Origin of the sequence: Umezawaea sp. Da 62-37 (genome assembly GCF_032460545.1) — a bacterium.
Taxonomy (GTDB): Bacteria; Actinomycetota; Actinomycetes; order Mycobacteriales; family Pseudonocardiaceae; genus Umezawaea.
The window spans coordinates 11070679-11094388 of the sequence record NZ_CP135965.1 but is presented as its reverse complement, the minus strand read 5'-3'; the positions used below and the strand labels follow the sequence as shown (position 1 = coordinate 11094388).

Here is a 23710-nt window from a genome sequence, read left to right as displayed (position 1 = left end):
CTCCCAGAATTCCACCCGCCCGCGTTAATGGATCAGCACCGGAGACCGATTCGCAATGAGATGCGAAGACTCGCGGGCTAGACGGGCAAGTCCAAGGGGGCGGGTGCCGGAGGACAGGAAACGAGGGTGTCGATGATCGGGTTGTGACGCCCGACATCGACACCCTCGTTACCCGACCGACCCCTTGGAACCATTCATCCAAGCGGACCCACCTGACCTCACGGGCTCACCCGCGCGGCGACACCTTCCGAACGACGAGTTTGTCCCCCACGGCCAGCGGCCACGTCTGGTACCCGTGCGAGTACAGCCCCTTCCCGACCCACTCGCCGTCGTTGCGCACCGGCTTCCCCGGCGTGTACGGGATGAAGTTCGCCGCGTCATCCGCACTACCCGACCCGTCGTACCGGGCCACCGCCGGATACGGGAACACGGGCCGACTGCGCGCCACCGGGGCGCCGGCACCGCTCGAAGCCACGATCCGGCCGGGCGTCCTGCCGCTCTCCGTCCAAGCCATCACCGGCGTGAGCACGTCGAACGTGTTGGGCCCCGCCCCACCACCGCAATGCGCGACGCCGGGGAACATGTACAACTTCACGAAGCTGTCGACGGCGTCCGTCGCCCCGCGCAACGCGTCGTAGTAGGCCAATGTGGACCGGGGCGCGATGTGCTGGTCGTTCCACCCGTGCCACAGCAACAACTTCCCACCACTGCGCCGGAACGCTCCGAGATCGGGATCCATCGCCGCCATGTAGCTCGACGACGGCAGCACGGTCTTCCAGAACGACTCCACGGTGAACGCCAGGTCGGCCAGTCGGTAGTCCGGGTCCGGGTTGTTCGGGTCCGCCAGGTACCTCAGGTAGGACAGGGCGAAGTTCTCGCTGGCCACCGGCTGCCCCTGAGCGGCGGGCACGAACAGCGTCCACTCCAGCTCCGACCCCCACTCGTGCGAGACCGCCACCTCGAGCCTGCGGCCCTGCGCGTCCACCGCGCCGTCGTGCAGTTTCCGGACCACGGCGGCCTCCGCGGCCGACAGGCACGTCGCGGGGTCCTGACCGGTCGCGCACGTCAGGGTGGCCGGGTCGAAGGCGCACAGCCGCGGGTCGTCGACCAGCCCGTCGCGCAGCCCGTCCAGCCCGTCGCACGCGGCCAGGACCGCCGTGTGGACGAGCGGCAGCTTGCCCGCCAGCAGGACGTAGGCGCCGTTCGCGTCGCGGTTGGCCAGGACGTTCCACGCGTGGTGGAAGGTGTTCTGCACGGCCATGTTGTTCGCAGGCGCGCCCGCGGCGATGCCGTCGAAGTCGTCGGGGTAGCGCTGGGCCTCCATGAGGCCTTCGCGGCCGCCGTCGGAGCAGCCGTCGAAGTAGGAGTAGACCGGCCGCCGCCCGTAGTAGGCGGTGATGATCGTCTTCGCCGCCTGGGAGGTCACGTGGACGCCCCGGTACGAGAAGTCGATCTGCGCCTGCGGGTTGCCCGCGGCCCAGGAGCCGTCGGGCTGCCCCTGGTGGCCCATGTCGGTGGTGGCGCTGGCGATCGTGCCGTCCGCGATGGGCGGGCAGGTCGACGCCTGCGGGTAGCTGATGTTGGCATTGCCGCAGAGCCCGCCGCAGCCCGTCTGCACGTACCGCTGCGTCCACCCGTTGACGGGCAGCCGCACGACGATGGCGTTCGCGGGAGCGATCGTGCCGCGCACCTCGCAGTAGGGCGCGGGCGCCCCGGTGGTCACGACGGTCGCGGTCCGGATCGTGATCGGCGCGTCCGCGACCCCGCCGAGGTCGAGCCCCACCAGGTCGGCGCAGGCCATCACCGGCGTCACGGCGGGCAGGTCGGCGAGGCCGTCGGGCGTGAGGCGGTGCGGAGCCGCGGCGGAAGGGGCTGAGGCCAGCGCCACGGCCAGCAACGCGATCAGGAACGCGCAGGCGGAGCGGGGTGGGGACCAACGCATGGTTCGGCCTTTCGGTGAGGACAGGCGTTCACTTGCGGCAGGGTTCGGTCACGCCCGGAGGCGGGCGTCCAGCGCGGCGTCCAGTCGCGGGTAGACCCGTCGGGCGTTGCCCTCGTAGACCTTCACGAGGTCTTGCGGGCTGAGCGCCGACGCCTCGACGTAGCGCCGGGTGTCGTCGAAGTGGTGGCCGGTCTCCGGGTCGATCCCGCGCACGGCACCGACCATTTCGGACCCGAACAGGGTGTTGTCGGCGCCGATGACGTCGAACAGCAGGTCGATCCCCGGCTGGTGGTAGACGCAGGTGTCGAAGAAGACGTTGCCCAGCAACGATTCCGCGAGTGGAGGTCGGCCGAGCATGTCGGCGAGCCCCCGGAACCGGCCCCAGTGGTAGGGCACCGCTCCCCCGCCGTGCGGGATGACCAGCCGCAGGTCGGGGAAGTCCTCGAACAGGTCCACCTGGAGCAGTTGCATGAACGCCGTCGTGTCGGCGTTGAGGTAGTGCGACCCGGTGGCGTGGAAGTTGGGGTTGGTCACCGCGGACACGTGCACCATCGCGGGCACGTCCAGCTCGACCATCGCCTCGTAGAACGGGTGCCAGCCCGCGTCGGTCAGCGGCGCCGACGTCCAGTGCCCGCCGCTGGGGTCGGGGTTGAGGTTGCAGCCCACGAACCCCAGTTCCTCCACGCAGCGCCGCAATTCCGCCACGGCGTGCGCGATGGGGACCCCTGGCGACTGCGGGAGCTGGCAGACGCCGATGAACTTGTCCGGGTACAGCCCCACCACGCGGGCGATGAGGTCGTTGCACGCCCTCGCCCACGCCGCGCTGACCTCCTCGTCGCCGAAGTGGTGGCCCATCGCCGAGGCCCGCGGCGAGAACACCGTGAGGTCGACACCGCGTTCGGCCATGAGGCGCAGCTGGCTGCCCTCGACCGACTCGCGGATCTCGTCGTCGGAGATCCGCGGGTAGGCCGGGGGCCGCCGACCCGTCTCGTACGCCTCCTGCTGGGCCTCGCGCCACGCCGTGTGCGCGGCGGGCGCGGTCGTGTAGTGGCCGTGGCAGTCGATGATCACGACGGGGTCTCCCGGTCTCGGGTTCGGTGGGCGGTCGCGGTCACGACGAGGGCGGCGGCACGACGGGTGTGCCGTGGGTGTAGAACGTGTCGATGGTCTTCAGACCCCACGCCTGCCCCTTGGCCCGCTCCTCGCGGGTCCAGCTGATCGTCTTCCAGTCGGGCGCCAGGATGAGGCGGGCACCGGCGTTGCAGATCTCGACGCGGTTGCCACCGGGCTCCCACACGTAGAGGAAGAACGTCTGCTGGATGGCGTGCTTGTGCGGGCCGGTCTCGATGTGGACGCCCGCGTCGAGGCACACGTCCGCGGCCCGGAGGATCTCCTCGCGGGTGTCGGTGGCGAACGCGACGTGGTGCAGGCGCCCGGAGGTGCCGGTCCAGTCCTCGGTGTAGACGAGGTCGTAGGTCTTGTCGCCCACGGAGTACCAGACCGCCTGCGGGCTGCCGTCGTCCTTGACGATCTGCTCGGTGCAGCGCGCGCCCAGCACGTCCCGCAGGAACGCCGAGGTCGTGGGCACGTCGGCGGTCAGGTGGTTGACGTGGTCGAGGCGGCGGAGGTTCGCGCCCCGTCCCGCGTAGGCCGCGGCCTGGTTCTTGAGCGCCGGCCGGTCGGTGTCGTCGGCCCGGTACCAGTCGACGTCCCAGTACAGCCCCATCTCGTGGCCGTCGGGGTCCTGGAACAGGTGCACCTCGCCCATGCCGTGGACGTCGGTGGCCACACCGCGGCCCAGGCCCGCCGCGTCGATCGACGCGCGCAGCCTGTCGACGGCCTGCGGGCTGGCGGCGCGCAGGTAGGTGCGGCCGACGCCCGCCGCGTCGCGCTGGACGAGGCGGACGGTCCACGACTGGTAGTCGTCCCAGGTGTGCAGGTAGACCGACGTGTCGTCGCGGTGCACCTCCCGCAACCCCAGGACGTTCACGAAGCAGTCGCGGGACTCCTCCAGCACGGGGGTGTACAGCTCGATCGGCCCGACGTGCGCGATGTCGCGCCTGCGATCCGGGTCGTGGTTCATCTAGGTCGCCTTTCCGGAACGCGGCCACACGAGGCCGTCGGACAGCTTGCGGGCCGTGCGGACGACGGAGCTGCGGCGCAGCCGGGTGTCCGGTCCGTCGCCGTCGAGTTCGACGGACACGTCGAAGAAGCCGGACGGGTGCTCGACCCGCACCGGGTCGCCGGTCGCCCCGGAAGTGCTCGCGACCGTGCCCGGCGCGAGCACCCCGGCCGCGACGGACACGGCGCCGAGGACGCCGATCGCGGTGTGCACGCGGTGCGGGATGAACGTCCGGGTGGTCACGGTGCCGCCGTGCCGGGGCGCCGACACGATGGTGATCTTGGGGACGGTGGTGTCCCGGACGTCGCCGAGCCCCATCGCCGGACCGGCCTCCAGGCGGATGGCCTCCACCCTGGCGCGCAGCCCGTCGTCGGCTTCGAGCACGTCGGGCGACTCGACGCCCTCGACGCCGAGGTCGGCCGCGCGGACCAGCAGCACCGGCATCCCCGCGTGCACGCAGGTGACCTCGACGCCCGCGAACCGGTCGACGAGCCGCCCCGTGGGGAACACGGGGCTGTGGTCGCCGGGGAACTCCAGGTGGACCGGCGCGGCGGGGAACGGGGTGCCCGCCATGACGGTGTCGCCGTCGTAGGACACGCGGCCGTCGGGTGTCGACACCGTCGCCACGACGAGGCTCGGCGCGGGGTTGACGATGCGGACGCGGACGTCGGTGGTGGCGCCGGCGACCGGGACCAGACCCCGCTCGATCGCGAACGGTCCGACGCCCGCGAGCAGGTTCCCGCAGGTCTGGGCGTCGGTGACGATCGCCCGGTCGGGAACCACCTGCAAGAACAGGAAGTCGACGTCGGCGTTGCCGTCCGAGGACGGCGACACCACGGCGACCTTGCTGGTGAGCGGGTGCCCGCCGCCGATCCCGTCGACCTGGCGCTCGTCCGGCGAGCCCATCACGCGCAGCAGGAGGTCGTCGCGCTCCCCTGAGTCCGTGGGCAGGTCCGCGGCCAGGAAGTACGCGCCCTTCGAACTGCCGCCGCGCATCTGCATGCAGCGGATCCCGTCGCCGCTCACGTCGGCAGCCGGTCCACGTAGGTGACGCCGAGGTCGGCGAGCAGCGGGCGGAGGCCGTACAGGTCGACGCCGAGCGCACCTCCCGCCAGGGTCGCCCGCTTGTCCGCCTCCGCGGCCAGGCGCTTCGCCGCGGCCTCGGCCGCCGCGGGCGCCAGCGCCACCGGCAGGACCACGACACCGTCGTCGTCCGCGACGACGACGTCACCGGGCCGCACGACCCGGCCGTCGACGACGACCGGGACGTTGACGGAGCCGGGGCTCGCCTTCACCGTGCCCTGCGCGTGGACCGCCCGCGACCAGACCGGGAAACCCATCTCCCGCAGGGCGGCGAGGTCCCGGACGCCCGCGTCGATCACGAGGCCGACGACGCCGCGGGCCATCAGCGAGGCGGCCAGCAGGTCGCCCACCATGCCGTCGGTCGACCGCGAGGTCGTGGTCACGACCAGGACGTCGCCGGGTCGGCACACCTCGACCGCCGCGTGGACCATCAGGTTGTCGCCCGGCGGGCAGGACACCGTGATCGCCGAACCCGCGATCGCGACACCCGTCTGACGGGCTTGGACGGCGGGGCCGAGCAGCCCGATCCGGCCCGCCGCCTCGTGGACGGTGGCGACGCCCGCCTCCCGGAGGGCGTCGACGGTCCGCGGGCCGGCGCGGTCGACGTACCGCACGACGTAGTGGGGAGCCATGCGCGCCTCAGCTCGACGGCGGTGGGGTGGCGGTGGTCATCGGTCGTCCTCACTCGGGGGTTCGGTCGTTGTGCCTCCCCTGTCTACGCGTGCCGTCGATTGCGGTCAAGATTGTCTTCAGGATTGTTGACAATCTTGCTACGGTCCTCCCCGGACGGCCTCCCCAGCGCCCACCGGTGCGCGCTTCCCGTCCCTAGGAGGACACGTGTCCGGACCCTCTCCCACCCGAAACCCCGCACGACGGCTCGCCGTCGCCGTGGCGGCCGCCCTGCTCGTGGGTGCCTGCGGCTCGGGCGGCGGACCGACGTCGGGCGGCACGACCGAGGTGACCGTCGGCGTGATCCCCATCGTCGACGTCGCCCCCGTCTACCTGGGCATCAAGCAGGGCTTCTTCACCGCCGAAGGACTGGACGTCAAGCTCGAGACGGCCCAGGGCGGCGCGGCGATCGTGCCCGGCGTCGTCAGCGGGCAGTACCAGTTCGGCTTCAGCAACACCACGTCGCTGCTGCTGGCCTCCTCACAGGGTCTGCCGCTGGAGGTGGTCGCCTCCGGTGTGGCCTCCACCGGTGAGCAGGGCGAGGACTTCGGCGGCGTCATCGTCAGGGCGGACAGCCCGATCAGGAGCGCCGCGGACCTCGCGGGCAAGCGGGTGGCCGTGAACACGCTCAAGAACATCAACACCACCACGGTCAACCAGGTCGTCCGCGACGCCGGTGGCGACCCGTCGACCATCCAGTACGTCGAACTGGCGTTCCCGGACATCGTGTCGGCCGTGGCCAAGGGCGACGTCGACGCGGGCCAGGTGGTCGAGCCCTTCCTGACCATCGCCGCGAGCCAGGACGACCGCCAGGTGGTGTCCAACTACGCGGGCACCGACCCCGGACTGACCGTCGGCATGTACTTCGCCTCGCGGTCCTACACCTCGCAGAACCCCAAGGCGGTCGCCTCGTTCACCGCGGCGGTGAACAAGTCCATGGAGTACGCCACGGCCCATCCCGACGAGGCCCGCGCGATCCTCGCGACCTACACGAAGATCGACGCCGCGGTGCAGGCGGACCTCGTGCTGCCGAAGTGGCCGACCACGATCGACCGCGGACCGGTGCAGCGGCTGGCCGACCTGGCCCAGCAGGACGGGTTGATCACCAAGCAGCCGAACCTGGACACCCTGCTGCCATGACGTCCGTCGCGCTCCGCGGGCGCCTCGCCCACCCCGCGCTCGGGGTGTTCGGCCTCGCGCTGCTGGTCACCGTGGTGGAGGCCCTGCCCCGGCTGGGCCTGGTCGACAGCCGGTTCCTGCCGCCCGCCACCGACATGATCCGCGAACTGGGCGATCAACTGCTCCTCCCGGAGTTCTGGGTGGCGGCCGGTCAGACCGTCAGCGGGTGGGCCGTCGGTCTGGCGATCGCGATGGCCGCCGGGATCGTCGTGGGGGTGGTGATCGGCGGCGTCCCGTTCCTGCGGGCCGTCACCGCCTCCACCATCGAGTTCCTGCGGCCCATCCCGTCGGTCGCCCTGATCCCGCTGGTGGTGCTCATCCACGGCAGCCGACCGGAGTCGGCGCTGGTCCTGGTCGTCTACGCGGCGTTCTGGCAGGTGCTGGTCCAGGTGCTCTACGGCGTCGCCGACGTGGACCCGGTCGTCCGCGACACGGCCCGGTCCTACCGGTTCTCCCGCTGGACCACCGTCCGCACGGTCGTGTGGCCCACCGCCATGCCCTACGTCGTCACGGGTTTCCGGCTGGCCGCCTCGGTGGCGCTCATCCTGGAGATCACGGCCGAGCTGATCATCGGCGTGCCCGGTCTCGGCCGCTCGATCGGCGTCGCCCAGAGCTCGGGCGCCGTCACGCAGACCTACGCGCTGGTCGTCGTCGTCGGACTCCTCGGCGTCGCCGTCAACGCCTCCGCCCGGTTCGTCGAACGACGCGCCCTGCGGTGGCACACCTCGGTTCGGAGGGACCTGTGACCCGACGCGCACTGGTCGGCCTCGGGCTGCCCGTCGTGCTGATCGCGCTGTGGTGGTTCCTGTCGGCGGGCAGCACGAGCTTCTTCTGGCCGCCGCTGTCCGCCATCGTCGCGGCGTTCCCGCGGACGTGGACGGCCGACCCGATCCTGCACGACGTGCTGCCCAGCATCGCCCGGCTCACCGCCGGCTACCTGATCGCCCTGGCCGTCGGCGTCGCCGCGGGCACGGCGATCGGCTCGTACCGCACGCTCCGCGCGCTCTGCGAGCCGGTGCTGGAGTTCCTGCGGGCCATCCCGCCGCCGGTGCTCATCCCGGTGATCGCCCTGTTCGCCGGGTACACCGGAGCGACCACCAAGATCGTTACCATCGCACTGGGCTGCCTGTGGCCGATCCTGCTCAACACCGTCGAAGGCGTCCGCTCGCTGGACGAGGTCCTGCGCGACACCGCCCGCTCCTACCGGCTGGGCCGCCTCACCACCCTGCGCCAGGTGGTGCTGCGCGGGTCCAGCCCCCGCATCGCCGCCGGCGCCCGCCAAGCGCTGTCCATCGGCGTGATCCTCATGGTCATCAGCGAACTCTTCGGCGCCGACCGCGGTCTCGGCGCGGCCGTCGTGCAGTTCCAGCGCGGCTTCGCCATTCCGCAGATGTGGACCGGCATCATCCTGCTCGGACTGCTCGGGGTGGCCCTGTCGGGGCTGTTCCGCCTGGTCGAGCACCGAACCCTGGCCTGGTACCGCGGTCTGCGCCAGGCAGAACGGGAAGTGTGACTCCGTGAACCCCACCGTCCTCGACGTCCAGGGCCTCGCCAAGACCTACGACGGCCACGGCCGCAGCGTGGAAGCCGTGCGGGACCTCACCTTCCGGATCGCGCGGGGTGAGCTGGTCTGCATCGTCGGCCCGTCCGGCGCGGGCAAGACCACCCTGCTGCGGTGCGTGGCGGGTCTCCTCGACGCGTCCGGCGGCACCATCCACCTCGACGGCGCGCCGGTCACCGGACCGCCCGCGGGCATGGCCGTGGTGTTCCAGGAGTACGGGCGCAGCCTGTTCCCCTGGCTCACGGTGCGCCGCAACGTGGAGCTGCCGCTCAAGGAGAAGGGCCTGGACCGCGCCACCCGCACCGCGAAGGTCGACGCGGCCCTGGACGCGGTCGGCCTGCGCGACAGCGCCGACGCCCACCCGTGGCAGCTGTCCGGCGGCATGCAGCAGCGGGTCGCCATCGCGCGGGCCGTCGCCTACGAGCCGAGCGTCCTGCTCATGGACGAGCCGTTCGCCTCCGTGGACGCGCAGACCAGGACCGAACTCGAGGACCTGGTGCGCGAGCTGTGGCGGGAGCTGGGCGTGACCGTCCTCTTCGTCACCCACGACATCGACGAGGCCGTCTACCTGGGACAGCGCGTCCTGGTGCTGTCCAACCGGCCGACGGTCGTGCTGGAGGACGTCCACGTCCACCTGCCGGACGTGCGCGACCAGCTGGACACCCGCTCCTCCCCCGCGTTCACCGAGGCCCGCAACCGGGTCTACGAACTGGTGCAGCGGGCCAAGAGGGGGTACCGCCCCGACACCGCGGCGGACGTTCCGGGGACGCCGATCAGGGTTCCCGCATCCGGGACCTGAGCACGTCGAACTCGCACCCCGGCGCGTCCGGGTCGAAGCCGTGCCCGATCAGCCAGCGCGACGCCACGAGGCTGCGCAGCGACCACCAGGCGCGGATCACGTCCCGGTCCGCGTCGGCGCCGTAGCCCGCGAGCAGGTCGTCCAGGCGTTCCTCGTGCCCGAGCGTCAGGACGGCGAGGTCGGACATGGGGTCGCCGGGCGCGGCCTCCGACCAGTCGATGACGCCGGTGACCTCGTCGCCGTCAACGAACACGTGGGTGATCTGGAGGTCGCCGTGGATGAACGCCGGCGTCCAAGGCCGGAGCGCGGCCTCGGCGATCCCCCGGTTGCGCCGGACCACCTCGGCGGGCAGAACGGCGCCCGCGAGCAGCCACGCGCACTCGCGGTCGAGTTCCGCCGCCACGTCGTCGAGCGCGCGCCCCGGCCACGGCGGCAACGGCGCGTCGTGCAGCCTCCGGATCGCGGCGCCCGCGGCGCCCGCGGCGGCCCACGCGGCGGGCGACGCGGTCGACGGTTCGCCGAGCAGGCCGAGCGCCTTGCCCGGCACGGCGGCGATCGCGAGCACGGGCGGCCGCCGCCAGAGGACGGCCGGGGTCGGTACCGGCGTCATGGCCATCGCCCGAACCTCGACGTCGGCGTGCGCCGGGTCGACGTCGACCTTCAGGAACACCTCGCCGACGCGCAGCGTCGCCCGCCGGCTGTGGGCGACGACGATCTCGACCTCTTCCACACCCGCCATCCTGGCGGGGACGAACGGCGGTGTCGCCGGATTTACGGATGCCCGGACGCCGACTAAGCGGTGACCGCGAAGGAGTGGACGTAGGCGAGGGCGGCGTTCATCGACGCTTCGAGCGGGCGCACCTGGAGCATCGTCTGCGAGAGCAGGACACCGCCCTGCAACGCCGAGAGCAACGACAGCGCGAGCTCCTCCAGGTCGGTGTCGGACCGCAGCTCCCCGCGGTCGCGCATGGCCCGCAGCCCGTCGAGGATGAGGTCCTTCCACCGCAGGAACCCGTTGGCGATGTCGGTCCGCGACTCCTCGTTCCGCACGCTCAACTCCCCCGCCAGCGTCTCGAGGTTGCAGTCGCCGCGGCAGCCGGTCTCCACCTGCCGTTCGATCGCGGCGTCGGCCCACGCGCGCAGCGCCTCGAAGCTGTCCAGCGCCGTCAGCCGGGGCTCGCCGGGCCGCGGCATCGAGTCCGCCTGCTTGGTGATCACCGCCCTGATCAGCGCCTGCTTGCTGTCGAAGTAGTGGTAGAGCTGCGATCCGCTCACCCCGGCCGCCGCGCGCACGTCCTCGATGCCGGTTCCCGCCACGCCGTTGCGGGCGATCAGCTCGGTCGCGGCGTCGATGATGCGATCCCTGGTCGCCCGCCCCTTGGGGGTCAGGCGCCGCGGCTTCGGTTCCTCGGTCACGACGGCCAGCCTACCCGAGACTGGGTTGCGCAATCCAGAATTCATGGCTACGTTTCTGGACAGAACAACCCAGAAAGTGAGGCCGATCCACCATGACCACCACCCGCACCGCCCTCGTCACCGGCGCGACCGCCGGCATCGGCCGCGCCGTGGCGCTCCAACTGGCCGCCGACGGCATCGACGTGGTCGTCCACGGCCGCGATCCGGAGCGCGGCGCCCTGCTCGTCAAGGAGATCCGGGCGCAGGGCGGCAACGCCCGCTTCGCCGCCGCGGACCTGTCGGACGCCTCCCAGGTCCTGGCGCTCGCCGAGGAGGCGGGCGACGTCGACGTCCTGGTCAACAACGCCGGCGTCTACGCGTTCACGAGCACGCCGGACACGTCCGCCGACAGCTTCGACCGGCAGTTCGCGATCAACAGTCGCGCCCCCTTCCTGCTGGTCGGCGCCCTCGCGCCCGCCATGGTCCGCAGGGGACGCGGGTCCATCGTCACCATCACCTCGACCGCGGCGACGTCCCCGGCGCCGATCGGCGGCGCGTACGGCGCCTCCAAGGCCGCCGTCGAACTGCTGACCCGGTCGTGGGCCACGGAGTTCGGTCCCGGCGGCGTGCGGGTCAACGGCGTCTCCCCCGGCCCGGTCCGCTCGGCGGGCACCACGGCCATGCTCGGCGAGAACGTCGAGGCGCTGGGCCGCGCCAACGTCCGCGGCCGGATCGGTGAGCCCGAGGAGATCGCCGCCATCGTCCGGTTCCTCGTCGACGACGCCAGCAGCTACGTCAACGGCGCCGTCATCGTCGCCAGCGGCGGCGAACTCAGCTCGATGCCCGCCTGACGCACCCGCGAACCCCGAGGAGGACACCCATGTCCGGCACTTCGCACGACTCCACGGCCCTGCACTCCTGGCTCCCCTCCGGCTTCGACGTCCGCACCGCCGACGTCGACGGCGTCCGGTTCTCGGCCGCCGTCGGCGGGCAGGGGCCGCTGGTGGTCCTGCTGCACGGCTGGCCCCAGACCGGCCGCGCCTGGGCAAGGGTCATGCCCGCCCTCGCCGAGCACCACACGGTGGTGGTCCCGGACCTGCGGGGCACCGGGGCCAGCGACCGCCCCGCCGACGGCTACGGAAAAGCCGACCAGGCCAAGGATCTGCACGGCCTGCTCGCGACCTTGGGCCTGTCGGGGCCCGCGATCGTCATCGGGCACGACATCGGCAGCATGGTCGCGTTCGCCTGGGCGCTGCACCGCCCCGACGAGGTCGCGGCGGTGGTGCTGCTCGACGCCTTCCTCCCCGGAGTCGACCTGGAGGAGTCGATGAACGTCGTCACCGGCGGCTCGTGGCACTTCGGGTTCTTCATGGCCCCGGCCATCCCCGAGATGCTGATGGACGGCCGCGAGCTGGAGTTCATCAAGGCCACGTTCGGCGCCAGGAGCGCGCCCTCGACGTTCACCGACGAGGAACTCGCCTTCTACGCGGCCGCCTACCAGGGCCGTGATCGACTCCGCGGCGGCTTCGGGCACTACCGCACCCTGCTCGACGACGGCCGGGAGAACCGGGCGGCGCTGGAGACCCGGCGGCTGACCATGCCGGTCCTGTCCATCGGCGGGCGGGCCTCCGTGGGGAAGCAGACCACGGACGCCCTGCGCCCCTTCGCCGACGACCTCACCGGTCTCGTCGCGCCCACCGGCCACTTCGTGGCGGAGGAAGCGCCCGAGTGGTTCCTGGACGCCCTGCGCTCCTTCCTCGCGAAGACCTCGTGACCGTCCTGGTCATCGGCGCCACCGGCTTCGTCGGGGGCGGCGTCGCGAGCCACCTCGCCACCGACGGCCACGACGTCACGGGCCTGGCCCGCACCGAGGAGTCAACTGAAAACCTTGTGCGGCAAGGCATCACGCCGTTGCGGGGCGGCCTGGACGAGGCCGTCCGGGCCGCCGCGCGGTTCGACGCCGTGGTGTTCGCCGCCCAACTCGAGGCGCAGCAGGAGGAACGCGTCGTCGGCGACCTGCTCGACGCGCTCGCCGGCACCGGGAAGGCGTTCCTGTTCACCTCCGGCAGCGGTGTCCTCCTCCAGCGCACGGCGGGCGCCTGGAGCGAGGACAGCTTCGCCGAGGACGACCCGTTCACGGTGGAACCGCTGGCCGCGGGCAGAAGGGCCGTCGAGGACCTGGTCCGGTCAGCGGCCGGGCGCGACGTGCGCGCGATGGTCGTCCGGCCGGGACTGATCTGGGGGCCGGGCGACCACGGGCACATGTCGATGGTCTACCGCTCGGTCGCCCTCACCGGCGCCGCGTGCTACGTCGGCGAAGGCCTGAACACCTACTCGCACGTGCACATCGACGACGTGGCAACGCTTTTCGCCCTGGCCCTCGCCAAGGGCTCCCCCGGCGCGCTGTACCACGCGGTCGCCGGGGAGACGCCGAACCGGTGGATCGCCCAAGCCGTGGCCGACGACCTCAGCCGCCCCACCCGTTCCCTCACCCCGCGGGAGGCGACCGAGGTGTGGGGCGAGTTCGGCGCCCTGATCCTCGCCGCGTCGAGCCGGATCCGCGCACCGCGGACCCGCCGGGAACTGGGGTGGAGCCCGACCCGCACGGACATGCTCACCATGGTCGGCGACGCCCGGCTGCGAAGCATCGCCGCTGTCCCGGCCAGTCCGCCGGTTCAGGCCCCGTCCACGCGGTAGCCACGGGTGCTCGACCGCCCTTGGCACACCGGGTATCACCCCCAGGGTGAGGAGTTCTCCGAGGGAGTAGCCGGGTCTCCGACAGCGAACTGAGGAAGTGCTTCGCCTTCCGCGGCCCGAAACCGCTGCGCATCTCGGGCCTCCGGACGTCGCGGGCGGTGAAGTCGCACAGGAGGGCGAACGCGCCGATGGCGGACTCGGCTTCGGTGGTGGTGGCGTTGAGCAGGGGGTGGCGCAGGACGAAGCCGAGTTCGAGTTCGCAGTCCACCGGCTCGAATCAGGACCGCGGCGTGCGCCTGGTGATCGGGCGGGCGGTACGCCGTCCACATGAGCCGGACAACGGCCCACAAGCACGCCGAAGACCCGTTTCCGAGCCAGGTCCGCGGCTACGGCAGTTCCTCTTCGCCGTAGGCCGACGACTCCCCGGCCGGTCGTCCCGTCGGAGCGGGGCGACCGGCCGCCGGGTGCTCAGCCCGCGACGTCGAAGACCGCGAGCTGGACGCCGTTGCCGAAGGTGGCGTGCTCGACCAGGGTCAGCTTCCGCTTGTCCGTGCCGTCGGTCGCGAACAGCCGCTTCCCACCGCCGAGCACGATGGGAAAGGTCAGCAGGTGGTAGCGGTCGACCAGGCCCGCGGCGGCGAGGCCCTGCGCGAGCATGGGGCTGCCGTGCACGAGGATCGGGCCGCCGTCCTCCTTCTTGAGCGCGGCGACCTCGTCGAGGGAGCGCAGCACGGTGGTGTTGTTCCACTCCGGGTCGGTGAGCGTGGAGGACACGACGTACTTCGGCATCGCGTTGTACTCCGCGAACTCCTCCATCTTCGGCCAGACGGGGGCGAACTCGTCGTAGCTGACCCGGCCCATCAGCATCGCGGAGGCCTCCTGCTGCTCCCGGCCCTTGATCTCGTAGGCCGCCGCGTCGAACTCGACGTCCTTGAACGTCCAGCCCGCGTGCGGGTGGGCGCCGCCGCCGGGCGAGTCGACGACGCCGTCGAGGGACAGGAACTCGGTGACGATGAGCGGGCGCATCGCGGGTCTCCTTCAGATCTGGTGTCGTCGGTGTCCTCACCAACGCGTCGAACGGGAACCCCCGGATTCGACATGGCCGCCGGAGGAATTCCACAACGGCTCTAGGCGATGCCCGCCGCGATCAGCTGCTGCCAGATCCCGCCCTGGTCGACGACCTCGACCCCGAGCTTCTCCGCCTTGGTCAGCTTGCTCGCGCCGACGTCCGCGCCGGTGATGAGCATGTCCGTGTTCGCCGACACCGACGTCGCGGTGGTCGCCCCCGCCTTCTCGCACAGCCGTTGGAACGTCGGCCGGGCGACCTTCTCGCCGGAACGCGGGTCGCTGATGGCGCCGGTGATCACCACCGTCTTGCCCGCCAGCGGCGCGCCCGCCGCGACCACGGGCGGCAGGTCCTCCTCGCGCACGTCCAGGGACACGCCCCGCTGCCGCAGCCGTCGGAGTTCGGGGCGGAGCCGGGTGAGGTGCTCGATGAGCGACGCGGCGACCTTCGGCCCGATGTCCTCCACGGCCACCAGGTCCTCGAGGCTCGAGTCGGCGACCTCCTCCAGCGAGCCGAACCCCGCGCGGCACAGCCGGGTCGCGGTGCCCTCCGACGCCATCGGGATGGCGAGGCCGATCAGCGCCCGGCGCAGCCCGACCTGGCGGCCTGCGTCGATCGACTCGACCATGCGGGTCGCCGAGACCTCGCCGATGCGGTCGAACTCCAGCAACGTCTCCCTGGTCAGCGCGTAGAAGTCCGACGGGTGCTCCAGGATCCCGGCCTCCGCCAGCCGTTCGATCCACACCCCGCCGATCGCGTCGAGGTCCGCCGCGGCCCGCGACGCCCAGTGGACCAGCCGCCGCACGGTCTGGGCGGGGCAGGCGACGTTGGTGCAGAACAGCTCCCGGCTGTTGCCCTGCTCGGTCAGCGATTGCGCGCACGACGGGCACTCCGTCGGCGGCACGATCTCGCGCTCCGCCCCCGTGCGCTTCGAGGCGTCGAGCACCCCGGCCACGAACGGGATCACGTCGCCCGCGCGGCGCACCAGCACCGTGTCCCCGATCCGGATGCCCCGCGCCTTGATGACCTCCTGGTTGGCCAGCGTGGCGCGGGTGACCGTCGTGCCGCCCACGAACACCGGTTCCAGCCACGCGACCGGGGCGATCTTGCCGGTCTTGCCGACGTCCCAGACCACATCGGACAGGACCGTGGTCTTCTCCTCGGCCGCGAACTTGAACGCCAGCGCCCCGCGCGGGGAGTTCGACCGGGTGCCCGCGGCGGCGTAGGCGTCGCGGTCGGCCAGGCGCAGCACGGCGCCGTCCAGGTCGTAGTCCAGCTCGTTGCGCTGCCGCTCGATCTCCCCGATCACGGCCTGCGCGGAGTCGGCGTCGTCGCGGTGGCGCATGTCCGCGACGGCGAAGCCGAGCGTGGTCAACGCGACGTGCAGGTCGGTCTCGGCGGTGTCGGGGTCGGTGTCCAGGTCGAACGCGAAGAACTGGAGCCTGCGTTCGGCGACCGTGGCCGGGTCCTTCGCGCGCAGCGTGCCCGCGGCCGCGTTGCGCGGGTTGATCAGCGGCTTGTCCGGGTGCGCGACGTTGTAGGCGGAGAAGGTCGACCGCAGCATCACCGCCTCACCCCGCACCTCCACCCGCCCCGGCGCCCCGACCCGCTTCGGCACCCCGTCCGCCAGCGCCCGCACGAGCGTCGTCACGTCGTCACCGGTCGTCCCGTCCCCGCGCGTGACCGCCCGCGCCAGCCGCCCGTTCTCGTAGACCAGCGCCAGTGACAACCCGTCCAGCTTCGGCATGACCACCACCGGCTGGCCGGGGAAGCGGCCGAAGAACGCCGCCACCTGCTCGGGCCGGGTCGCCTTCTCCAACGACAGCATCGGCCGCGAGTGCCGGATCGGCGCGTGCAGCACCCCCGGCGCGCCCACCTGCTCCAGCGGGTTCGGATCGGGCGCCAGGTCCGGGTGGGCCCCGACGAGTTCCCGCAACTCGTCCTCGACGACGTCGTACTCGGCGTCCGCCACCAGCGGCGAGCCGCGGTAGTAGGCGTCGCGCAGCACGACGATCCGATCGGCGAGTTCCTGGATGCGTTCCCGAGCGTTCACGGCGCGAGACGCTACCCGCGACCACCGACAATTCCGCTCACCCTCGATCCGACGCACTCGTCCGGGCACGTCGACGACCTCGTGCGCAGCCTGCCCGGTGATAGTTTTTCCCTATAAACCCCAGCCCTGGAGCATGGATGGACGTCCGGCAGTTGCGGTACTTCCTCGCGGTGGTCGACGCGGACAGCGTGCACCAGGCCGCGGCGCGGTTGCGCGTGGCGCAGCCGTCGGTGTCGCAGGCGCTGCGGAAGCTGGAGCGGGAACTCGGGTGCGAGCTGTTCCACCGGGTCAAGCGGAGGCTGGTGCTGAACGCGGCCGGGCAAGCGCTGGTGGAGCCCGCGCGTGAGCTGGTGCGGTCGCTGGACGTCGTGAAGGCCACCGTCCAAGCCGTGGACGGGGTGTCGGGCGGGCGGTTGGCGATCTCGTCGATGCCCTCGCAGGCGGTGAGCCCGCTGGCGTCGTTGATCGGCGGGTTCCTCCGGCGGCACCCCGGCGTGGAGGTGGGGGTGTCCACGGCGGCGCGGCCGGAGGACGTGTGCGACGCCGTGCGGGACGGGGCGGCGGAGGTCGGGCTGGTGGCGGTGCCGAACGGGCCGTTGCGGGAGCCGGGGCTGCGGGTGGTGCCGTTGGAGGTGCAGCGGTTCGTGCTGGTCGCGCGCGACCCCGATGACCTGCCCGGCGGTACCGGTCCGCTGCGGCCGGAGGAGTTGCGGGGGCTCGGGCTGGTGGTCGGGCAGCGGGGCACGGGGATGCGGCGGGCCGCCGACGCCGTGCTGGCCGCCACGGACTGCCGCGTCGCCGTGCGGGTGGAGCAGCGCGAAGCCCTGCTGCCCCTGGTCCTGGCCGGGGCGGGGGTGGCCGTGGTCGCGGACTCGTGGCGGCCGCTGGCCCTCGCGGCGGGCCTGGTGGTGCGGCCGCTCGCGGTCGACGAGAGCCTGCACGTGGCACTGGTCGCGCCGGGGACGCGGCCCACGCCGGCGGCCGCCGCCTTCCTGGAAGCCGCGCTGGACTGAAAGGCTCCGCCTATCAACTTCCCTCCGGTTCGGTCTTGGACACCCGTCCGCCCGCGGCCGTTCAATGGGGGCATGACCACGCGCCACCGCATCGCCCTCGTCCCCGGTGACGGCATCGGCCGGGAGGTGCTGCCCCCGGCGTGCGCGGTGCTCGACGCGGTCGGCGCCCGGCACGGGATCGGGTTCGACTACGACGCGTTCGACTGGTCCTGCGAGCGGTACGCCGCCGAGGGCGCGATGATGCCCGCCGACGGCCTGGACCGGATCCGGCACCACGACGCGGTGCTGCTCGGCGCGGTCGGCTGGCCCGGCACCCCCGACCACGTGTCGCTCTGGGGGCTGCTGATCCCGATCCGCCGCCGGTTCCGCCAGTACGTCAACCTCCGCCCGATCAGGAACCTCGACGGCGTGCCCGGTCCGCTGGCGGGAGCACCGGAGGTCGACTTCGTGGTCGTCCGGGAGAACGTGGAGGGCGAGTACTCGGAGGTCGGCGGACGCCTCAACCGCGGTTTCCCCGACGAGATGGCCATTCAGGAGGCGGTGTTCACCCGGCCCGGCGTCGAACGCGTCCTCGAGTACGCCTTCACCCTCGCGGGCAGGCGCGGCGGCGACCTCGTCTCGGCCACGAAGTCCAACGGCATCGTCCACACGATGCCGTTCTGGGACGAACTGGTCGCCGAGCGGGCCGCGCACCACCCCGCCGTCACGTGGCGGCAGGAGCACATCGACGCCCTCGTCGCGAAGATCGTGCTCGATCCCGGCCGGTTCGACGTGATCGTGGCGTCGAACCTGTTCGGCGACATCCTCAGCGACCTCGCGGCGGCCGTGGCGGGCGGCATCGGCATCGCCCCCGCGGCGAACCTGAACCCGGAACGGGACTTCCCGTCGATGTTCGAACCCGTCCACGGCTCCGCGCCGGACATCGCCGGGCAGGGCGTCGCCAACCCGCTCGGCGCGATCTGGTGCGCCTCGATGATGCTCGACCACCTCGGCCACCCCGAGGCCGCCGCCGAGGTCTACGAGGCCTTCACCCACGTCCTCGCGACGACCCCCGCCCGCACCCGCGACCTCGGCGGCACCGCCTCCACCAAGGAGTTCACCGAACTCGTGCTCGCGACCATCGGAAGGACGACCGCATGACCACTGACCGGGAGCCGCTGACCCTCGACGACCTCAAGCCCATCCCGCCGGAGGAGCTGATCCTCCGCCGTCCCCCGGAGTTCGACGACCCCGCGCGGGAGCGCCGCCACCGCAAGGAGCGGCTGGCGGGAGCGCTGCGCCTGTTCGGCAGGCTCGGGTTCGAGGAGGGCGTGGCGGGGCACATCACCGCGCGCGACCCCGAGTACCCGGACCACTTCTGGGTCAACCCGTTCGGCATGTCGTTCAAGCACGTCAAGGTCAGCGACCTGCTGCTGGTCGACCACGACGGCAACGTGGTGCAGGGCCGCTACCACGTCAACCGCGCCGCGTTCGCCATCCACTCCGAGGTGCACAAGGCCCGCCCGGACGCGGTCGGCGCGGCACACAGCCATTCCCTGCACGGCAAGGCGCTGTCGTCAACGGACCAGGTCCTGGAGCCGCTGACGCAGGACGCGTGCGCGTTCTACGACGACCACTCCGTGTTCGAGGACTACACGGGCGTGGTCAACGACACCGAGGAAGGCCGGAAGCTGGCCGCGGCGCTCGGCTCGAACAAGGCCGTGATCCTGCGCAACCACGGGCTGCTCACGGTCGGGTCCACAGTGGACTCGGCCGCGTGGTGGTTCATCACCATGGAGCGCTCGGCGCAGGCGCAGCTGATCGCGAAGGCCGCAGGCAACACCGGGCTGATCACGCCGGAGAGCGCCAAGCTCACCCACGGGCAGGTCGGGTTCGAACTGGCGGGCTGGTTCCAGTTCCAGCCGCTGTTCGACCAGATCTCCCGCACCGAGCCCGACCTGTTCGACTGACCCGCACGCCGGGGAGCGGCACGCCGAGCACAGCGTGCCGCTCCCGGCTGTGCCGCGGGGAACCGGGTCGGCCTCGGCTCCCGACGGATCTGCTCCTCGTCGGGGCGGTGCGACCACCTAGGGGACGAGGACCGCGAGCGGCACGTGGTGCTGGCCCGCGTGGATGTCGCGGTCGAACAGGCTGCCCTGGCTGATCGGTCGCGGGTAGGAGATCTTCACGACCTTCAGCGACGGGATGCGGAAGATCTGCACCCCGTCGGCGGGCACGTCGTAGAGCCTGGCGACGACGGCCTCGTTGATGAAGTCCTCGTCGGCGACGATCGCGTAGCCCGCGTCGTCGCGCATGAACAGTTCGATGGTGACCCAGAAGGGGCCCGCGTTCTTGGAGCGGACCTCCAGCGCGAGGTCGCCGATCGTCGGGCGGGCGGTGTCAGACACGGGCGGCGGCCTTCCGGAAGTGGGTGCGGAACATGCTGGTCGGGGTCTCGGTGTCGACCACGTGGTTCAGGACGAACTCGTACGACGCGCCGCGTTCGGTCTCCGCCGGGGACGTGGGGAAGGCCAGGCTCGGCAGGTAGTCCATGTCCACCGCGGGCAGGTGCAGCATCAGCGGGTTGGCGACCTTCGCGATGGCCGTGGCCGTCTCCTGCGAAGCGGCTTGGACGAGCAGCATCACACCGACCTCGCGGGCGGGCGTGGTCGCCGGGTCGAGGTGGCCGAGGACGGCGTTGTGGCCGTAGAGCCGGATGTCGAAGGCGTAGTCGGCGGGCGCGAGGCCGAGCGTCTGGGTCACGCGGCCGGTGAGGACCTGCCGGAGGAACTCCGCCCAGCCCTCGACGTCCCGCAGGATCAGCGGGTCGCGGATCGCGCTGAACGACATGGTCTCGTAGCCGGTGATCCTCGCGCCCTCCAGCTTCACGGTGTGCTGGTCGGCGAGGTCGAACCGCGATCCCTCGACGCGGACCCTGCGCTCGTCGAGGGCGCTGTACACGGCGTCGGTCACGTCGAGGGTGCCCGCGGGTTCGCGCATCCGGAACGGGTTCGCCGTCTCGTACAGCATGTGCGCGGCCACCGAGTGCGGCGTGCAGGCGACCGACTCGTCGAGCGACTCGATGACGAAGCCGGTGCGGTCGATCGTGGCGAACACGCTGCCCGAGCGCGGGTTGGTCGTGCACTGGCCGCCGCACTCGACGATCTTCGAGGCGTGCCACGTCGGTCCGGCGGGCATGCCCATCATCAACGGGTAGGCGGCGGCGACGGCGGTGTCGGTCGCGCGGCCCGCCAGCACGACGTCCGCGCCACCCTGGAGCGCGGCGACGATCGGCTCGTGGCCCATCATCCCGACGATGTGGGTGCAGGCCTCCAGGGTCTCGGCCCGCAGCTCCCCCATCGGCGCGAGCGGGTGCACGCGTCCGGCGTCGAGGTGCCCCACGACGTCCGCCGCAACCTGCCCGCTGTAGATGGTCGCGACGGTGAGGGCCAGACCGTCCTCGGTGAGGATGTCGTCGACGATCCCGGCGACCCAGTCGACGCCCGAGTCGGTCCCGCTCGTGCCGCAGGAGCCCACGATCAGCGGGATGCGGGCCTTCGCGGCCGCGCCGAGGAGGATCCGCAGGTCGCGCGACACCGCGGCCGCGGCGGTCTTCGGCTGCCCCGAGCCCAGGTAGTACGGCCCCGAGTCGGTGGACCCGCCGTCGACGGCGATGACGTCGGCCCCCAGCGCGAGCCCCCGCTCCACGGCGGCCGCGTCGAAGCCGGCACCCAGCATTCCCGACGGCACCAGGATCCGCACTTCGTCCGGCTTGGTCATCCGCACTCCCCTGAACACTCGATGAGATAGCTTTGGTTCTTGCTATAGCATAACACGGCGGATGAGCCCGTGGCGTTCGCGCGGACCGGCCTACGTGATCAGGTGGGCGTTGACCGACGAGCGCGGAGCCCCGTTGAGCGCGGCGACGAGTTCACGGGCGGCGCCGACGGCGGTGGCCCGCCGGGATTCCGCGGTCTGGCCCGCCATGTGCGAGTACACGGTGATGCCGTCGCCCCCGCGCAACGGGCTGCCCACGGGCAGCGGTTCGACGTCCACCACGTCGAGTTCGGCGCCCGCGATCCGCCCGGTCGTCACGGCCGCCACCAGCGCGGCCTCGTCCACGAGCGGCCCGCGCGCGGTGTTGACCAGCACGGCGGTCGGCTTCATCAGGGCGAACGCCTCCGCGTCGACCAGGTGCCGGGTCCGCGGGGTGAGGGTGGTGTGCAGCGAGACGTAGTCCGACTCGCGCAGCAGCGTGCCGAGGTCCACGAACCGCACGAAGGGGTTCTCGTCAGGGATCTTCGTCGTGCACAGCACCGTCATCCCGAAGGCGAGCGCCAGCGGGACGACCCCGCGCGCCGAAGCGCCGTAGCCGACCAGGCCCAGGGTCGCGCCGCGCAGTTCGCGACCGCTTCCGCGCGGCCACCGGCCTTGGGCGACGCCGAGGGCGGTGGACACCAGCCGACGGGAGGAGGCCAGCAGCAGGCCCAGGGTGTACTCGGCGACGGCGTTGGCGTTGACGCCCGGCAGGTTGCTGACCGAGATGCCCAGCCGGGTCGCGGCCTCGACGTCGACCGAGTCGTAGCCGACCCCGGAGCGGACCACCGCGCGCAACGAGGTCGCCCGGCCGAGGACGTCGGCGGTGATCGGCTCGTTGCCGACGACCGCGCCCTCGACGCCGTCCAACGCCGCCACGAGGTCGGCGGCCCGCGTCAGGTGGCGCGTCGTGTGACCGGCCTCGGCGAGCAGGGCGTCGGCCTCACCGCCGCGGCGCAGGTGGTCGGTCGTGATCAGGACCAGCGGCACGGTCTACAGCACCTTTCCGATGTCCGAGGTCCGGCGGCGCGCCAGCACCTGGATCCGCAGCACCGCCACCACCGCGAGGGCGGCGAGCAGGCCCGCGTCGAGCAGCATGAAGCGCCAGCCGGTCACGTCGACCATGCCGCCGACGACGGTGGGGCCGACCAGCCCGCCCAACTGCCAGGTCACCGTGTAGAGGCCGGTGTAGGTGCCGATCACGCGCACCGAGGGTGCGAGGTTCCACAGCACCACGGCGGCGTTGATGATGAACCCGGAGGCGCCGACACCGGCCAGTCCCAGCGCGACCATGGTCGCGACCGACGTCTGCACGACGGTCCCGAGGACCATCGCGGCGGCGAAGACGGCCATGCCGATGGCCATCACGCGCAGGCGGCCGATCCGTTCCGCCAGCAGCGCGGCGGGATAGGCGGCGATCAGGAACGCCACGCCCGCGGGCAGCGTGAGGCCACCCGCGTCGCCGCGGGACAGGCCGACGGACTCCATGGCGTACGGCGTCATCAACGCCCGCGACGCCGCGTAGGCCCCGCCGAACAGCAGTACGGAGACCAGCAGGAGCAGTCGGCTGCGGTCGACGTCGCGGAAGACGCCCATCACGACCTCGCGCATGCGGACGCCCTTGGCCGCGTCCGCCTTCGCGACGTCGGCGGCGTCCTCGACGAGCGCCGCCCGGTAGGCCCTGGAGCGGTTGTCGCGCACCCGCCACACCAGCACGGCCAGCACGAGGAACGCGATCCCGGACGGGATGACGAAGGCGAGCGCCGGGTGGTCGTCGACCAGCAGGACGCTGATGACCGCCGTCGTGACGGTGGTGAGCCCGGAGGCGATCTTCACCGCCGCGTTGCCGCGACTACGGCGTTCCGGCTCGACGAAGTCCGGCATCAGCGACTCGACCACGGGCTTGAAGCTGTTGCCCACCAAGCCGAACAGGAACATCACGACGACCAGCGACGCGAACGACCACGCCAGCGGGATGAGCAGGAAGAGCAGGGCCGAGGCGGGCATCACGACGGCGATGTAGGGCATCCGGCGCCCCCACCGGGTCCGGGTGTTGTCCGACCGGTTGCCCATCCACGGCTGGACGAAGATGCCCAGGAAGTTGTCCATGCCCATCAGCAGCCCCACCACCGCAGCGCTGCCGACGTGCTCGCGCAGCAGCGGCGGGACCTGCGTGTCGTAGAACGTCCACATCGATTCCTGGGCGAACACCGCCAGGGCGCAGTAGAACATGATCCCGCGCGCCGCCGCACGGTCCACGGGTGTGGTTACCGACGTCATTCGTGATCCCTCGTTGGAGTCGGATGAGTCAGGAGTGGCGTGCGGCACACCGTAAA

General features: G+C 72.0%; 24 protein-coding genes. 10 read left to right on the top strand and 14 right to left on the bottom strand.

Going from position 1 to position 23710, the window contains the following annotated elements; translation table 11 throughout:
- Window positions 1-226: 226 nt before the first annotated feature.
- From RM788_RS49960 to RM788_RS49940, 5 genes are read right to left on the bottom strand one after another with little or no spacing between them, the layout of a single operon-like run.
- Entirely contained in the window at window positions 227-1942 is a 1716-nt protein-coding gene (locus tag RM788_RS49960; RefSeq protein ID WP_315928644.1) for a tannase/feruloyl esterase family alpha/beta hydrolase, read from the bottom strand.
- 48 nt (window positions 1943-1990) lie between these two features.
- Window positions 1991-3013, bottom strand: a complete 1023-nt coding sequence (locus RM788_RS49955) for an amidohydrolase family protein (protein ID WP_315928642.1) — start codon at window positions 3011-3013, stop codon at window positions 1991-1993.
- Window positions 3014-3053: 40 nt separating this feature from the next.
- Window positions 3054-4025, bottom strand: coding sequence for a VOC family protein (locus RM788_RS49950; RefSeq protein WP_315928640.1), 972 nt, complete (start codon window positions 4023-4025; stop codon window positions 3054-3056).
- On the bottom strand, window positions 4026-5090 hold the full coding sequence (locus RM788_RS49945) for a 4-oxalomesaconate tautomerase (RefSeq protein WP_315928638.1): 1065 nt from the start codon (window positions 5088-5090) through the stop codon (window positions 4026-4028).
- Entirely contained in the window at window positions 5087-5779 is a 693-nt protein-coding gene (locus RM788_RS49940) for a 4-carboxy-4-hydroxy-2-oxoadipate aldolase/oxaloacetate decarboxylase (RefSeq protein WP_315928636.1), read from the bottom strand. The genes RM788_RS49945 and RM788_RS49940 overlap by 4 nt, the downstream gene beginning before the upstream one ends.
- Before the next feature lie 205 nt (window positions 5780-5984).
- Here RM788_RS49940 and RM788_RS49935 point away from each other — a divergent pair, with 205 nt between their 5' ends.
- Genes RM788_RS49935 through RM788_RS49920 form a run of 4 tightly spaced genes read left to right on the top strand, consistent with a single transcriptional unit; the run spans window position 5985 to window position 9355 of the window.
- Window positions 5985-6956 carry an ABC transporter substrate-binding protein gene (locus RM788_RS49935; RefSeq protein ID WP_315928634.1) on the top strand — a complete coding sequence of 324 codons (972 nt, stop codon included), beginning with the start codon at window positions 5985-5987 and terminating at the stop codon, window positions 6954-6956.
- Complete coding sequence (locus RM788_RS49930) at window positions 6953-7741, top strand: ABC transporter permease (RefSeq protein WP_315928632.1); 789 nt, start codon at window positions 6953-6955, stop codon at window positions 7739-7741. The genes RM788_RS49935 and RM788_RS49930 overlap by 4 nt, the downstream gene beginning before the upstream one ends.
- On the top strand, window positions 7738-8508 hold the full coding sequence (locus tag RM788_RS49925; RefSeq protein WP_315928630.1) for an ABC transporter permease: 771 nt from the start codon (window positions 7738-7740) through the stop codon (window positions 8506-8508). Before RM788_RS49930 ends, RM788_RS49925 begins: the two co-directional genes overlap by 4 nt.
- 4 nt (window positions 8509-8512) lie before the next feature.
- The gene (locus RM788_RS49920; RefSeq protein ID WP_315928628.1) at window positions 8513-9355 is read left to right on the top strand and encodes an ABC transporter ATP-binding protein; all 843 of its coding nucleotides are present in this window, start codon (window positions 8513-8515) and stop codon (window positions 9353-9355) included.
- Here the strand turns inward: RM788_RS49920 and RM788_RS49915 are convergent.
- The gene (locus RM788_RS49915; RefSeq protein WP_399342551.1) at window positions 9330-10094 is read right to left on the bottom strand and encodes a phosphotransferase family protein; all 765 of its coding nucleotides are present in this window, start codon (window positions 10092-10094) and stop codon (window positions 9330-9332) included. The two genes, RM788_RS49920 and RM788_RS49915, sit on opposite strands and share 26 nt — an antisense overlap.
- 53 nt (window positions 10095-10147) lie before the next feature.
- Entirely contained in the window at window positions 10148-10771 is a 624-nt protein-coding gene (locus RM788_RS49910) for a TetR/AcrR family transcriptional regulator (protein ID WP_315928624.1), read from the bottom strand.
- 92 nt (window positions 10772-10863) lie between these two features.
- Between RM788_RS49910 and RM788_RS49905 the strand changes: the two genes are divergently transcribed.
- The 3 genes from RM788_RS49905 to RM788_RS49895 are packed head-to-tail and all read left to right on the top strand — an operon-like array spanning window position 10864 to window position 13447.
- Window positions 10864-11601: an SDR family NAD(P)-dependent oxidoreductase gene (locus tag RM788_RS49905; RefSeq protein ID WP_315928622.1), complete on the top strand. Its 738-nt coding sequence runs from the start codon at window positions 10864-10866 to the stop codon at window positions 11599-11601.
- A gap of 29 nt (window positions 11602-11630) precedes the next feature.
- Window positions 11631-12524 carry an alpha/beta fold hydrolase gene (locus tag RM788_RS49900; protein ID WP_315928620.1) on the top strand — a complete coding sequence of 298 codons (894 nt, stop codon included), beginning with the start codon at window positions 11631-11633 and terminating at the stop codon, window positions 12522-12524.
- On the top strand, window positions 12521-13447 hold the full coding sequence (locus RM788_RS49895) for an NAD-dependent epimerase/dehydratase family protein (protein WP_315928618.1): 927 nt from the start codon (window positions 12521-12523) through the stop codon (window positions 13445-13447). The genes RM788_RS49900 and RM788_RS49895 overlap by 4 nt, the downstream gene beginning before the upstream one ends.
- Here RM788_RS49895 and RM788_RS53295 read toward each other — a convergent pair.
- The 3 genes from RM788_RS53295 to ligA all read right to left on the bottom strand — a co-directional run bounded on the left by RM788_RS53295 (window position 13365) and on the right by ligA (window position 16566).
- On the bottom strand, window positions 13365-13715 hold the full coding sequence (locus RM788_RS53295) for a fumarylacetoacetate hydrolase family protein (RefSeq protein WP_399342546.1): 351 nt from the start codon (window positions 13713-13715) through the stop codon (window positions 13365-13367). The two genes, RM788_RS49895 and RM788_RS53295, sit on opposite strands and share 83 nt — an antisense overlap.
- A gap of 200 nt (window positions 13716-13915) precedes the next feature.
- A complete protein-coding gene (locus tag RM788_RS49890; RefSeq protein WP_315928616.1) occupies window positions 13916-14473 on the bottom strand; it encodes a dihydrofolate reductase family protein in 558 nt (185 codons plus the stop codon).
- A 101-nt stretch (window positions 14474-14574) separates the two neighbouring features.
- Window positions 14575-16566 (bottom strand): NAD-dependent DNA ligase LigA, encoded by a 1992-nt coding sequence (gene ligA, locus RM788_RS49885; protein WP_315928614.1) that lies wholly within the window; start codon window positions 16564-16566, stop codon window positions 14575-14577.
- Window positions 16567-16703: 137 nt separating this feature from the next.
- Here ligA and RM788_RS49880 point away from each other — a divergent pair, with 137 nt between their 5' ends.
- The 3 genes from RM788_RS49880 to RM788_RS49870 all read left to right on the top strand — a co-directional run bounded on the left by RM788_RS49880 (window position 16704) and on the right by RM788_RS49870 (window position 19528).
- On the top strand, window positions 16704-17579 hold the full coding sequence (locus tag RM788_RS49880; protein ID WP_315928612.1) for a LysR family transcriptional regulator: 876 nt from the start codon (window positions 16704-16706) through the stop codon (window positions 17577-17579).
- A 72-nt stretch (window positions 17580-17651) separates the two neighbouring features.
- Window positions 17652-18719, top strand: coding sequence for a tartrate dehydrogenase (locus tag RM788_RS49875; RefSeq protein ID WP_315928610.1), 1068 nt, complete (start codon window positions 17652-17654; stop codon window positions 18717-18719).
- Window positions 18716-19528, top strand: coding sequence for a class II aldolase/adducin family protein (locus tag RM788_RS49870; protein WP_315928608.1), 813 nt, complete (start codon window positions 18716-18718; stop codon window positions 19526-19528). Before RM788_RS49875 ends, RM788_RS49870 begins: the two co-directional genes overlap by 4 nt.
- Before the next feature lie 117 nt (window positions 19529-19645).
- Here RM788_RS49870 and RM788_RS49865 read toward each other — a convergent pair whose 3' ends face one another.
- The 4 genes from RM788_RS49865 to RM788_RS49850 form a co-directional block, all read right to left on the bottom strand.
- Window positions 19646-19966, bottom strand: coding sequence for a DUF4387 domain-containing protein (locus tag RM788_RS49865; RefSeq protein WP_315928606.1), 321 nt, complete (start codon window positions 19964-19966; stop codon window positions 19646-19648).
- Window positions 19959-21338, bottom strand: a complete 1380-nt coding sequence (locus tag RM788_RS49860) for an acyclic terpene utilization AtuA family protein (RefSeq protein ID WP_315928605.1) — start codon at window positions 21336-21338, stop codon at window positions 19959-19961. The genes RM788_RS49865 and RM788_RS49860 overlap by 8 nt, the downstream gene beginning before the upstream one ends.
- A gap of 90 nt (window positions 21339-21428) precedes the next feature.
- The gene (locus RM788_RS49855) at window positions 21429-22364 is read right to left on the bottom strand and encodes a phosphoglycerate dehydrogenase (RefSeq protein ID WP_315928603.1); all 936 of its coding nucleotides are present in this window, start codon (window positions 22362-22364) and stop codon (window positions 21429-21431) included.
- Window positions 22365-22367: 3 nt separating this feature from the next.
- Entirely contained in the window at window positions 22368-23654 is a 1287-nt protein-coding gene (locus RM788_RS49850; protein WP_315928601.1) for an MFS transporter, read from the bottom strand.
- Between the last annotated feature and the right edge of the window lie 56 nt (window positions 23655-23710).

Bases quoted from the DNA above. Each gene is read 5' to 3' on its own strand.
- RM788_RS49960 (WP_315928644.1), bottom strand. From the start codon at position 1,942: ATGCGTTGGTCCCCACCCCGCTCCGCCTGCGCGTTCCTGATCGCGTTG.
- RM788_RS49950 (WP_315928640.1), bottom strand. From the start codon at position 4,025: ATGAACCACGACCCGGATCGCAGGCGCGACATCGCGCACGTCGGGCCG.
- RM788_RS49940 (WP_315928636.1), bottom strand. From the start codon at position 5,779: ATGGCTCCCCACTACGTCGTGCGGTACGTCGACCGCGCCGGCCCGCGG.
- RM788_RS49930 (WP_315928632.1), top strand. From the start codon at position 6,953: ATGACGTCCGTCGCGCTCCGCGGGCGCCTCGCCCACCCCGCGCTCGGG.
- RM788_RS49915 (WP_399342551.1), bottom strand. From the start codon at position 10,094: ATGGCGGGTGTGGAAGAGGTCGAGATCGTCGTCGCCCACAGCCGGCGG.
- RM788_RS49905 (WP_315928622.1), top strand. From the start codon at position 10,864: ATGACCACCACCCGCACCGCCCTCGTCACCGGCGCGACCGCCGGCATC.
- RM788_RS49900 (WP_315928620.1), top strand. From the start codon at position 11,631: ATGTCCGGCACTTCGCACGACTCCACGGCCCTGCACTCCTGGCTCCCC.
- RM788_RS49890 (WP_315928616.1), bottom strand. From the start codon at position 14,473: ATGCGCCCGCTCATCGTCACCGAGTTCCTGTCCCTCGACGGCGTCGTC.
- RM788_RS49880 (WP_315928612.1), top strand. From the start codon at position 16,704: ATGGACGTCCGGCAGTTGCGGTACTTCCTCGCGGTGGTCGACGCGGAC.
- RM788_RS49875 (WP_315928610.1), top strand. From the start codon at position 17,652: ATGACCACGCGCCACCGCATCGCCCTCGTCCCCGGTGACGGCATCGGC.
- RM788_RS49870 (WP_315928608.1), top strand. From the start codon at position 18,716: ATGACCACTGACCGGGAGCCGCTGACCCTCGACGACCTCAAGCCCATC.
- RM788_RS49860 (WP_315928605.1), bottom strand. From the start codon at position 21,338: ATGACCAAGCCGGACGAAGTGCGGATCCTGGTGCCGTCGGGAATGCTG.
- RM788_RS49850 (WP_315928601.1), bottom strand. From the start codon at position 23,654: ATGACGTCGGTAACCACACCCGTGGACCGTGCGGCGGCGCGCGGGATC.